The sequence below is a fragment of the Mesorhizobium sp. B1-1-1 genome, from assembly GCF_006442955.1.
Lineage (GTDB): Bacteria > Pseudomonadota > Alphaproteobacteria > Rhizobiales > Rhizobiaceae > Mesorhizobium.
Genome location: NZ_VFWW01000009.1, coordinates 37,389 through 47,853 on the forward strand (window position 1 = coordinate 37,389; position 10,465 = coordinate 47,853).

Annotated in this window: 13 protein-coding genes; 3 read left to right on the forward strand and 10 right to left on the reverse strand. The window is 59.6% G+C overall.

The window, feature by feature from the left end; genetic code table 11:
* Positions 1-3: 3 nt before the first annotated feature.
* Entirely contained in the window at positions 4-912 is a 909-nt protein-coding gene (locus FJ986_RS19315) for a pirin family protein (RefSeq protein WP_140523171.1), read from the forward strand.
* 48 nt (positions 913-960) lie between these two features.
* Here the strand turns inward: FJ986_RS19315 and FJ986_RS19320 are convergent, their stop codons facing one another.
* The 8 genes from FJ986_RS19320 to FJ986_RS19355 all read right to left on the reverse strand — a co-directional run bounded on the left by FJ986_RS19320 (position 961) and on the right by FJ986_RS19355 (position 5,995).
* On the reverse strand, positions 961-1,392 hold the full coding sequence (locus tag FJ986_RS19320; protein ID WP_140523168.1) for a DUF1810 family protein: 432 nt from the start codon (positions 1,390-1,392) through the stop codon (positions 961-963).
* 45 nt (positions 1,393-1,437) lie between these two features.
* Positions 1,438-1,719: a GNAT family N-acetyltransferase gene (locus FJ986_RS19325; protein ID WP_140523165.1), complete on the reverse strand. Its 282-nt coding sequence runs from the start codon at positions 1,717-1,719 to the stop codon at positions 1,438-1,440.
* 51 nt (positions 1,720-1,770) lie between these two features.
* Positions 1,771-2,505, reverse strand: coding sequence for an ATP-binding protein (locus FJ986_RS19330; RefSeq protein WP_140523162.1), 735 nt, complete (start codon positions 2,503-2,505; stop codon positions 1,771-1,773).
* A gap of 209 nt (positions 2,506-2,714) precedes the next feature.
* On the reverse strand, positions 2,715-3,152 hold the full coding sequence (locus FJ986_RS19335; protein WP_140523159.1) for a CBS domain-containing protein: 438 nt from the start codon (positions 3,150-3,152) through the stop codon (positions 2,715-2,717).
* A 58-nt stretch (positions 3,153-3,210) separates the two neighbouring features.
* The gene (locus FJ986_RS19340; protein ID WP_140523156.1) at positions 3,211-3,858 is read right to left on the reverse strand and encodes a hypothetical protein; all 648 of its coding nucleotides are present in this window, start codon (positions 3,856-3,858) and stop codon (positions 3,211-3,213) included.
* A gap of 68 nt (positions 3,859-3,926) precedes the next feature.
* Positions 3,927-4,328 (reverse strand): cupin domain-containing protein, encoded by a 402-nt coding sequence (locus tag FJ986_RS19345; protein ID WP_140523153.1) that lies wholly within the window; start codon positions 4,326-4,328, stop codon positions 3,927-3,929.
* 71 nt (positions 4,329-4,399) lie between these two features.
* Positions 4,400-5,158, reverse strand: coding sequence for an SDR family oxidoreductase (locus FJ986_RS19350; RefSeq protein WP_140523151.1), 759 nt, complete (start codon positions 5,156-5,158; stop codon positions 4,400-4,402).
* Between the two features lie 66 nt (positions 5,159-5,224).
* Positions 5,225-5,995 (reverse strand): alpha/beta hydrolase, encoded by a 771-nt coding sequence (locus FJ986_RS19355; RefSeq protein WP_085984582.1) that lies wholly within the window; start codon positions 5,993-5,995, stop codon positions 5,225-5,227.
* A 418-nt stretch (positions 5,996-6,413) separates the two neighbouring features.
* Here FJ986_RS19355 and FJ986_RS19360 point away from each other — a divergent pair, with 418 nt between their 5' ends.
* Entirely contained in the window at positions 6,414-6,641 is a 228-nt protein-coding gene (locus tag FJ986_RS19360) for a DUF680 domain-containing protein (protein ID WP_013896614.1), read from the forward strand.
* A 204-nt stretch (positions 6,642-6,845) separates the two neighbouring features.
* On the opposite strand, the gene FJ986_RS19365 is transcribed toward FJ986_RS19360, so the two are convergent.
* Positions 6,846-7,595, reverse strand: coding sequence for a glucose 1-dehydrogenase (locus FJ986_RS19365; RefSeq protein ID WP_140523148.1), 750 nt, complete (start codon positions 7,593-7,595; stop codon positions 6,846-6,848).
* A gap of 177 nt (positions 7,596-7,772) precedes the next feature.
* On the reverse strand, positions 7,773-8,750 hold the full coding sequence (locus tag FJ986_RS19370; RefSeq protein WP_140523145.1) for an alpha/beta hydrolase: 978 nt from the start codon (positions 8,748-8,750) through the stop codon (positions 7,773-7,775).
* Between the two features lie 566 nt (positions 8,751-9,316).
* Between FJ986_RS19370 and FJ986_RS19375 the strand changes: the two genes are divergently transcribed.
* On the forward strand, positions 9,317-10,282 hold the full coding sequence (locus FJ986_RS19375) for an alpha/beta hydrolase (RefSeq protein ID WP_140523142.1): 966 nt from the start codon (positions 9,317-9,319) through the stop codon (positions 10,280-10,282).
* The last annotated feature ends 183 nt before the right edge of the window (positions 10,283-10,465 follow it).

Here is a 10,465-nt window from a genome sequence, read left to right on the forward strand (position 1 = left end):
TTCATGACCATCCGCCAAAGCGACATCGTCGGCATCGACCCACTTAGGCAGCCGAGTATGCGTGATTTTGCCGACGGTTTGAAGGTACGGCGCGTACTGCCCTCCTCGAACCGCCTGATGATCGGTCCCTACATATTGTTCGACCATTTCGGCCCCGCGGTATTCGACGCAGGTCGCGGTTTCGACATGGGGCCGCATCCGCATATCGGGATTGCGGCCGTGACCTATCTGTTCGACGGGGAGATTATCCATCACGACAATCTCGGTGAAGTGCAGACCATCCGCCCCGGCGAGGTCAACTGGATGACGGCCGGGTCCGGCATCGTCCATTCCGAACGCACGTCGCCAGAAGCCCGAGCACCAGGAAGCAATCTCTTCGGCGTTCAGGCCTGGGTGGCCCTCCCCACCAAGCACGAAGAAGTTGCCGCCCACTTTTCACATTATGGCGCTCCCGAAATCCCACGGATCTGTGGCGACGGGGTCGAGTTCACTTTAATCGCCGGGGTTTCCGACGGGTTGGTGTCTCCGGCAAGGACGTACTCCGACCTGGTCTGCGCCGAAATCGTGCTCACCAGCAGTGCGCGATATCAGGTGAAACCCGGATATCTCGAGCGTGCGATCTATGTTGTCGCCGGCGAGATCGAAGTCATGGGCCAACTTGGCACGTTCGGTGAAGGCGAATTGATCATGCTGGAGCCGGACGCTGAGATCGTGCTCCAGGCGCCTGCCTTCCATGCCGCGCGGCTGATGCTGATCGGCGGCGAGCCTCTTTCCGAACCACGTTATGTTCATTGGAACTTCGTCTCCTCCTCAGCCGAACGGATTGAGCAGGCAAAGGCGGACTGGCGCGAAGGCCGCTTCCCCGACGTACCAGGCGAACACGGGTTGATGCCTCTGCCACAGGAAGAATAGGGCGGTGACGGTTTCGGCGGTGGCCACATCCGCCGGTCGCCGGCGGCGTTATGACATCGAGTAGAGTTTGCGCATCGTGCCCTCGTCGATTTGACCGTCGAACCAGACGTCGAAGATGGTCTTGAGCAGGAACTCGTCGTTACTTGCTTCGGAAAACAGCGTTAGGGACGCGTGCAATTTCTTTGTATCTTCATCACCGAAGACCGCGCGAGCACTTAGATTGGAAAGTCGTTGCAGTGTGCCGACGCATTCCCGATAACGACCGCCCAGTATCGGCGATTGGAGGTAAGCGCCTGCCTCGTCGAGTGATGTGATCGCGTACGGATCGGCGTCAGTGTCGCTTAGCCCGGCAGCCAACCTCGGGAAGATCAACTCCATGTATGGAGTACACATCACGCCTCGACGCAGTATAGCCAGGGCGTCGCCGTAGACCGGATCCTGAGCGTTGACGAACCTCTGCAAATTATATTGGTCGTCCATCTCGACTCAGACCTTTTTTTGCAAACAGCTGTATTCGGGGCCTGATCACCCTGCAACGACATCGGTGTATTCCGGATACCTGGCGACGAAGCCGCTCATGAAGGGACACTTCAAGACCGCTTTGCGGCCCGTTTTGCGGAGCAATTCGAAGGTGCCTTGCGCCAACCGCGACGCGATCCCCTGTCCGGAAAATTCCAAAGGCACTTCGGTATGTATCAACACTACCTTGCCGTCTTGGAGCGAATAGTAGGCCACTGCGAAGGCTTGACCGGTGATCGGGAGCTCGAACCGATGCTGCTGAATGTTTTCTGTGACCTTTGCGTGCATCTCTATCTCTCGATGTGCGTTGCGTGAGGCTGGATGTAGCTTGCCCGGTCGCTATCGCATCGCGGGCAGACGTAGCGTGACAGTTGTGCCTGCCCCGGGCGCGCTCTGAATATCGATGCTTCCGCCTGACTCTTCGGCAAAGCGCTTGACCATTGGCAGGCCGACGCCGCCGAGGCCCTCCGTTTTTGTGGTGAAGAAGGGATCGAATGCGAAGGCAATCGTCTCGGCGGTCATTCCCACACCGTGGTCGGCGGTGGTGATATCCACCTGAGCGGCTGAGGAGCCATCAAAGACCACTGCGGTATTTATCGAGATCAGGCCTCCGTTGGGAGATGCATCGCGCGCGTTGAATACCAGGTTCAGAATCGCGTTCTGCAAATCCAGGCGATTGCACCTCACTGAAGGCAAGTCCGGCGTCACTCGAACCTCGAGGCGGATCTTGGGATCCGACGCACTTCGAATGAGGGTCTCGATTTCAGCCAGACAGGCGCCGACATTTGCATATTCGCTTTCTCTGCGGCTCTCTCGGGCGGAACTGATAGTCTGGCGGACAAGCGCGCCGGCTCGTTCCAGGGCAGTTCTGGCGCCCGAAATTACATGCCCAAGCGCTGGAGCCGCCGAGACGCTCGGGTCACGGGCCAGGTGATTCAATGCCGACGAGGCGACCTGGATGAGATTGCCAAGGTCATGAACGATGCCGGCGGTCGCTAGCTGAATGGGCAGGCCATCTCGTGGAATCTCGGGCGGGCTGTCGAAGACATCCACTTTCACTTCCGGACGAGACATTGTAACCCTCATGTTTGCTCACGCAGAATTCAGTTGCTTGAAGACGGTACAATAGAGGACGGGAGTGGTCGATTAGATCGAGTAAGAAGCCAAACCATATTGCAGTATATGTCCCGCGATCTGCGGACCATCGCCAGTGGGGGACCAAACATCTCGCGAGACAGATCTCCCGCTCTTTCGTGCTCATCGCACCGTCGCGAGATTCTCCTCTATTGGTAGCCAACGCCCCCGATATAGTTGGCGAGCAGCCGCTCCTGGAGCTCTTCCTGTTGGAAGAGCGCCTTCATCGCGTCGCGGATATCGAGGACGCCTATCGGCTTGGCGCCGCCGCCGAGCACCGGTAGGTTCTGGAGCCGCTGTGTTGTCATGGTCTGCCAGACCGAATGCAGGTCGTCATCGGGCCCACAGGATACGAAAGACCGGCTCATCAGTGTCGATACCGGCGCTTCCGCCGGCCCCGAATTCGCCAGATGACGGACAAGGTCGGACTTGCTCAGCACGCCTGCCGCCTCGCCACTGCCATGGCATACGACAACCAGGCCTATGGCCGGCTTGGACAGCCATAGCGCGGCTGCCCGCAGCGACGTGTCGAGGTCGACCGCCGCAAGGCGCGCCGATGTTTCTGGATGTAGACTGTCAATTCGCATGATGCCCTCTTGAGGCGTCTCGCGGCCGCAGCCGGAGAGATCAGGTTCGAGGTTTCGCTTACTCTTCGAAGGGAGTGTTCATCACAAAATCGACGGAAGACGGCGCCTTGTAGCCGGCCACAAAGCGCTCACCGAAATCCCGGGCAAAGTTGTCGTAGGTCGTTTCCGGGTTCACCTTGGCGATGTGACAAAAGCATCGCGTCATCCGCCGCTTCATTTGAAGACGCGGAAATTCGCCGACGATCCTGGCTATCTCGGCGGAAGAGATGAAACTGTATTGCAGGCCCACGACATCAAGGCAGATGCCGGCTGTGCACAGCGCCACCTCGGCCTCCTTGTAGAGGCCGATCGACGGCGTCGAGTTGAGTGCGACGCTGTCCCATATCAACTGAGCACGACGCTCGTCGAAGCCGCCTTGCCGGACGAAGGCGCGAGCCAGATCGGCGCCTTCCACCTCGAAACGGCGCGGCCCGGCGAAGGTCTCGTTGAGCGTGACGTCGTGCAACAGGGTTCCGACGGCAACAACTTCACCGTCGTGCTCGATGTTCTGGACCTGTGCGATGCGGACGGCGAAAAGCCATGATCGAACCACGTGGTTGAACAAATACGGTTCACATAGCTGGCGGGCATGTTCGATCGCCCGGCCGACAAGCGGCGTATCGGGGACCGAAACCCCTGCAAGCGTGCGCCTGGCGATCGCATCCATGTCAGTGCCTTTCCTTCGCCGATTGTGTGTCGGTTTGACGCCCTTACCTTGGCAAGGGCGTCACCAGTTCATTTCGCGTAGGTCGTCAGGTTGGTCTCGTTGGTATCGACGACGAAGATCGCAAGCAGGCGAGCGCGTTCCGTCTTGCTGGCGTTTTCACTGACGGCGTGATGGTCGCCCGGAAATTCCGAGAAGCTTTCGCCTGCACGGTACGTCTTCACGGGCCCACCGTTGACCTGGCTTCGGATCGCCCCCTCCAGCACCGTGGCATAGATGAACGCGGAACTGGGATGGGTATGCGCCGGCGATGTCCCGCCCGGCCCGTACTCGACGAGCACGGCTTTCAAGCTCTTGCCGGGCACATTTGGAAGGGCGTGGTCGTAGACGAGCTTCACGCTGTCCGCGTCTTTGGCCATTGCTGCGGTGACGGATGCGGCGGCGAGCGCTGCACAGAGGAGTTTCCTGATCATGTCCGATATCCTTGTTGGAATGAGAGCTAGGGAATGCTGGTCTGATGGGTCGCGAAACCGGCGTTCAGTACTTACGCCGGTGGCGTGTATCGGCTGAGCCAGTCGTCGAAGTGGACGGCGCCGATACGCGCGTTCTCGCCGGGGACAAGCGTTTGATCGTCGATTGCCACTTGACCGTAGTAGAGAGCGCCAGGATCCGAGACGATTTTGCGCGGATCGTTGGTGGCCTTTAGAAAGCGACCGACGAGCTCGCTCATACGAACGCGATCGGGGCCGGCAATTTCGATCGTGCCGTTCACTGGCGCTGCTAGGGCGACGTCCGCCATCGCATCGGCAACGTCGTCGGCTGCCATTGGTTGGAAGTACGCCGGTGACATGTGGACGGTATCCCCTACGGCGCCGGTGTTTGCGATGGCGGCGGTGAACTCGAAGAACTGTGTGGCGTGCACGATCGTGTAGGGGATAGCGGACTCCTTGATCAGCTTTTCCTGAAGCAGTTTGCCGCGGAAATACCCCATGTCCTGCAGCCGGTCGGTGCCGACCACAGACAGCGCGACGTGATGGCGGACGCCGGCGGCCGCTTCGGCTGCAAGAAGATTACGCCCGGATGCCGCGAAAAATTCGAGCGCGGCCTTTTCCTCGAATGACGGTGAGTTCGCGAGATCGACGACGACCTGTGCCCCGGCAAGAGCGACGGCCAGCCCTTCTCCGGTGACGGTGTTCACTCCCGAATTCGGTGAGGCCGCAAGCACGTCGTGTCCCTTCCTGCGCAGTCTTTCCACAGTCTTGGAACCGATCAGCCCGGTTCCGCCGATGACGACGATCTTCATTTCCAATCTCCTTTGTTGAGGGTGTTGATTTGCGGGGTGTTGGTCGAATGTCGGCTTTCCGGCGAGCTACTCGCTGGCCGATGCGGCGTCCTCGATAAGTGAGGTGACCTCGTCGGGGTGCGAGACCATGAGCGCGTGGGACGCACCCTCGATGACGACCGTCTTCACGGCGTGCGCGCGCTTGGCCATGAAGCTCATGACGGCTGCCGGGATATTTCGGTCATCGGTGCCGTAGATCATGTAGGACGGCAGCGTTTTCCATGAAGCTACGCCCGAGGGCTCGGCCAGGGCTGCCTGCGCGATCGGGCGTTGGGTGGCGGCCATCAGCGACGACTGCTCTTCGGGAACGTCAGCCGCGAACTGGGCTCGGAATTTGTCCGGCTGGATGAAGAGATCCTGGCCGCCGTTCGGCGACGCGACTGGAGCAAGCGCGCTTGCCAAAGTGCTGCCGGGAAACATGCTGGACAAGGTGGCGCTCGATTCGCCGTTATCCGGCGCGAATCCGGCCACGTATACCAAGGCCTTCACATTGGGATTGCCGTTGGCGGCTTCGGTGATCACGGGTCCGCCGTAGGAATGCCCCACCAGCACGATCGGTCCGGGAACCGACCGGATGATGGCCGAGACCGCCGCGGCATCGCTGGCGACGCTGCGGAGGGGATTGGCTGCCGCCTTCGCCACATAGCCGTCCCTGCCGAGTTTGGTTATGACCGCGTCCCAACTCGACGATTCGGCGAAGGCCCCGTGCACCAGCACGATCGTCGGCTTGGGCTTCGCTCCGGCCGCCTGCGCCGTTGCGCCACCCGCGACGGCAAGCGCGGCGGCCAGCGCCAGGATTCCAGTGACATTTCGCATTTGCTTTCTCCTTTGTCGGCCTTCCGTTTGACCAATGTGGAGAAGGATGCGCCGATCCGGGGCGCCGACCTATTGTGCGGAATGGTCGGTCATACGATGCCAAGGTGCAGGGTGGGTCATCGCTGCGATCAGGTGACCTGGGTATTCCGCACGCGGATCGCCGGCAGCGCAGGGGTTCGTGACCAATACAAATCCATGGAGCTGCTGCCTCCAAACACCACTGCCGCCCCGGCGTAACGGCAAGACTCCCACCGCGAACGACATTGCCCCTGACCTTAGGCCTTCACAGCCCATGCTTTCGTATGGATCAAACAGCCACATCGTCTGATCGTTCCGCAATGACGCAGCATTTATATTGTTATTGTGAATACGATCCAAAATTAACCATGGAGTTACCAAAATGAAGAACACATCTCTTGCTGCCGCAATCCTTCTTGTTGCAGCAGGAAACGCCGTCGCCGGAAGCGATCACTACGGATCAAACTCGGTCCAGCAACCCGCAACTTCTTCCGAGAGCATGCACACCTCCTCGATCAGGAAGACGGGCAACGATGCCGGCGTGCAGGAGACCGTGCGCAAGCCGATTGCTCCCAGCAAGGACCCGGGCCAGGGCATCTGGGGTCACTAGCACCCGAAAATTGTAGAACCTGGAAGGACCGGGGCGTCGCCCCGGTCCTCTTCACGCTTTCCAAAGGACCTTGAAAGTGCGTGGGGGCCCTGACACAGGTTCTGAGACCGGGGAGCTATAAAACCACCTTTCACCTTGGATCTGGCCGAGTGGGATGGCGATCGACGCTCGACCGTCAAACGGCAGCGACTTGGCTACCCCAGCTCAAAGCAATGCCATTCCGCCGTCGACCCGCAGATTGACACCGGTGACAAAACTGCTTGCGTCCGATGCCAGGAACAGAGCGGCTTTTGCCAGTTCTTCCGGCTGGCCCATTCGACCAAGGGGAATTGCTTCGGCCATGGACTTCTCGAAGGATGCTCGCATTTCGGCCGGGACACCCAGTTTGTCGAGAATAGCCGTATCCACGGGGCCGGGGCTGAGCACGTTGACGCGTATGCGACGCGATTTCAGTTCTATCGCCCAACTGCGCGCGAAGGCGCCGATGGCTGCCTTGGAGCCTGCATAAACGGCATGGCCTTCCAAGACCTTCTCGCTGGCGATTGATCCCGTCAGTATGACTGCGCCGCCATCGCGCATCAGCGGGATCAGTTTCTGCACACCAAAGAAGACGCCGCGCGCATTGATAGAGAACTGCGCATCGTACTCGGCTTCGGAAACTGCCGACGAATGCGTGATGGTGTTCACGCCGGCGTTCGCCATATAGATATCGAACGCCCCAAACCTCTGATGGATCTGTCGCGCGACATCCTCGTGGTGCGCCACGTCGGCTACATCACCCTGAATGCCCAGTGCGCCGGCTCCGATCTCGGAGACTGCCTCCTCGACCGCACGCTGTCTCCGGCCGGTGATTACGACCTGCGCCCCCTCCGACGCGAAAGCTTTCGCGGCGAATAGCCCAATCCCACTGTTTCCCCCGGTGATCAACGCGGTCTTTCCTGAAAGTATACCCATTTGCATTGCCTCTGATGATTTTCACGAGAGCCGCCGCAGTTGCCAACCGCAGTTCTCAGCGTGAACTCGGACGGCTGAGACCAGAAAGCATCTCCAGGAGCCATCGATGCTGAGTTTTCATAGTCAGGCTGGCCGCACCGGTGTTGTGCGGCCAGCCATGACCGCCGCTTGAGAGCACTAGCCCTTGATGAAGGCGAGCAGATCGGCGTTCACCTGGTCCTGGTGTGTGGCCGTGATCCCGTGGGGCGCGCCGGGGTAATATATGGCCTTTGCGCCCTTGATCAGCCGCTCCGACTTGACTGACGAATCCTTGACCGGGACGATCTGGTCGTCCTCGCCATGCAGGATCAAGGTCGGTATATCGAATTTCTTGAGGTCCTCGGTGAAGTCGGTTTCGGAGAACGCTTTGACGCATTCATATGCATTCACGAGACCGACCTGCATGCTCCAGAGCCAGAACTGATTCAGAACCCCCTGGGAGACCGTGGCGCCTGGCCTGTTTGCACCATAAAACGGCTGTGCGAGGTCCAGATAGTGCTGCGAGCGATCCTTGAGGAGGCCGGCCCTTATGCCGTCGAACACTTCGATCGGCAGACCTTCCGGATTGGCCGGCGTTTTCACCATGATCGGCGGAACAGCGGCGATAAGAACAGCCTTGGCCACGCGTTCCGTCCCGTGCCGCCCGATATAGCGAGCGACCTCGCCTCCCCCGGTTGAATGCCCGACCAGCGTGGCGTCCCGGAGATCCAGCGCCTCGATCACGGCTGCAAGATCGTCCGCGTAGCCATCCATGTCGTTGCCGGAGGTGGCCTGGCTGGAGCGGCCATGGCCCCGCCGGTCATGAGCAACCACGCGGAAGCCATTATGGGCCAGAAAGAGCATCTGTGCATCCCAGGCGTCGGAATTCAGCGGCCAGCCGTGTGAGAAGGTTATTGGCGGACCCCTACCCCAGTCCTTGTAATAGATTTCCGTACCGTCCTTGGTTGTGATGGTGCTCATTGTTTTGCGTCCTGATTGAGGGGTGGGAACATGTGGGTTTTGCTGGGCGCCGGATGACGAAGCGACTGGCAGTCCGGCTATGACCGCTGCTGAAAAACTGGCCAACAAGACGTCGCGGCGGGTTGCACCGAGGGTGAAAAGTCCATCCATACTCATCGTGTCCATCCTTGGTGAGCGGCTTCTCGGGTCGGCTCACCATCACGATCACCGGGTCGACCTGCACCGTCGCTTTCGGGGGGAGGAGCGGGCGAAGGAGCGGCGACGCCCGATGATCGTGATGGCTTGCGAGGGAGAAGATGCGCCGATCCGCCCCGCGAACCTATTCTACGCAAGCATCTGTCGTACGATGCCAAGGTGCAGGGTAGGTACGCCGAGGTGCTGGAACTGTCGCTGAGATGGGGCAAATGATGCGATGACGTTGGTTCGTGCGCGACGTGCCGCGTGCGGCTGTCACAAACACGACCTATCAAGCCGTATGAGGATTCTTCTCAAAACGAGGAGCGGCTGATCGCGAGCAAGTCACCGCCCGAACGGACCGCGATAGGTTTCGCCTACGTGGTCCTCATGTTGAGTAATCAACTCACCGCCGGCCAGAGCGCAATATGCTTAGGTGTACAACGCGTTATTATAACGACAAAGGCTTTAAAGCTTTCGCCTTATAGAAATTGCACGGCATTTGCCGCTCTTGGAGCACTTTGTACCTCACAACCCCGGAGTGCTTTATGCGCCTTAGCTTTCTTTCTGGTTTCCTCATTGCGGTTCTTGCTGCCGGGCCATCGACTTCTGCCAGCGCACCGCACTCCGGCGTGCCGCTCGGGCAATCGACCGACCTGTCGGCACGTATCGTCGACGGCAAGGCCGACGTTAACGGTGTGGCCTATCACTATTTGCTGGCAGCAGGCGGCCCGAAAACCGTGGTGTTGTTGCATGGTTGGGGCACGACCTCATACATGTGGCGCTTTGTAATGCCGCAACTGGTGGCGCGCGGTTACACGGTACTTGCGCCCGATTTGCGCGGTTTGGGGGACACCGCCAAGCCTGCGGCCGGCTACGAAAAGGCGGCGATTGCCGAGGATATTCGAGCACTTGTCAATCAGCTGAACCTTGGTCCGGTCCTCAATCTCGTCGGTCACGATATGGGTGGCATGGTCGCTTATTCCTATGCGGCGCAGCACCCGGGGGAAGTCACCACACTGGCAATCGTTGACGTCCCGCTGCCAGGCATCGAACCGTGGAACGAATTGATCCAAGGCCCTCGCACTTGGCATTTTCGCTTCCACTCCGTACGCGACGTGCCGGAAATGCTCATTGCCGGTCGCGAGCTTGAGTATTTAAAGTGGTTTCACAATGCAGAGGGGGTAAATACTCGCGCGTTCGACACCGAAGCCGACGAAGTCTACGGCCGTTCTTATGCCCAGCCTGGCGCATTGCGCGCAGGCTTCGAGTACTACCGGGCTTTCCCGCGTGACGAAGAACAGAACAAAGCCTTTGCAAAACACAAGCTGACGATGCCGGTACTCGGTATAAGCGGTTCGGGTGGCCTGGCATCGATGTACGAAGGCCATCTCCGCCACGTCGCCGAAAACGTACGGGCCGTAGTAGTCGAAGGCTCAGGCCATTGGGTTCCGGAGGAGCAGCCGGCCGCCGTCACAAGGGCCCTGATCGAATTCCTGCCACCAGCATACTAAGCTTCGCGGCTGGCTGAAGCACAACATTAGCGATAGTCGCCGTGATGGAGATACTCCGCTCCAAAGCTTTCCCAATGCGCCGCCGTTAGCTGGCGATGCGCGGCAAGAGCTTGGTAGTGTAGCCTCAACACCAGGTTACACGCGGCGATCATCGCTCTAAACTTCATGAAAATTTGTCTGAGT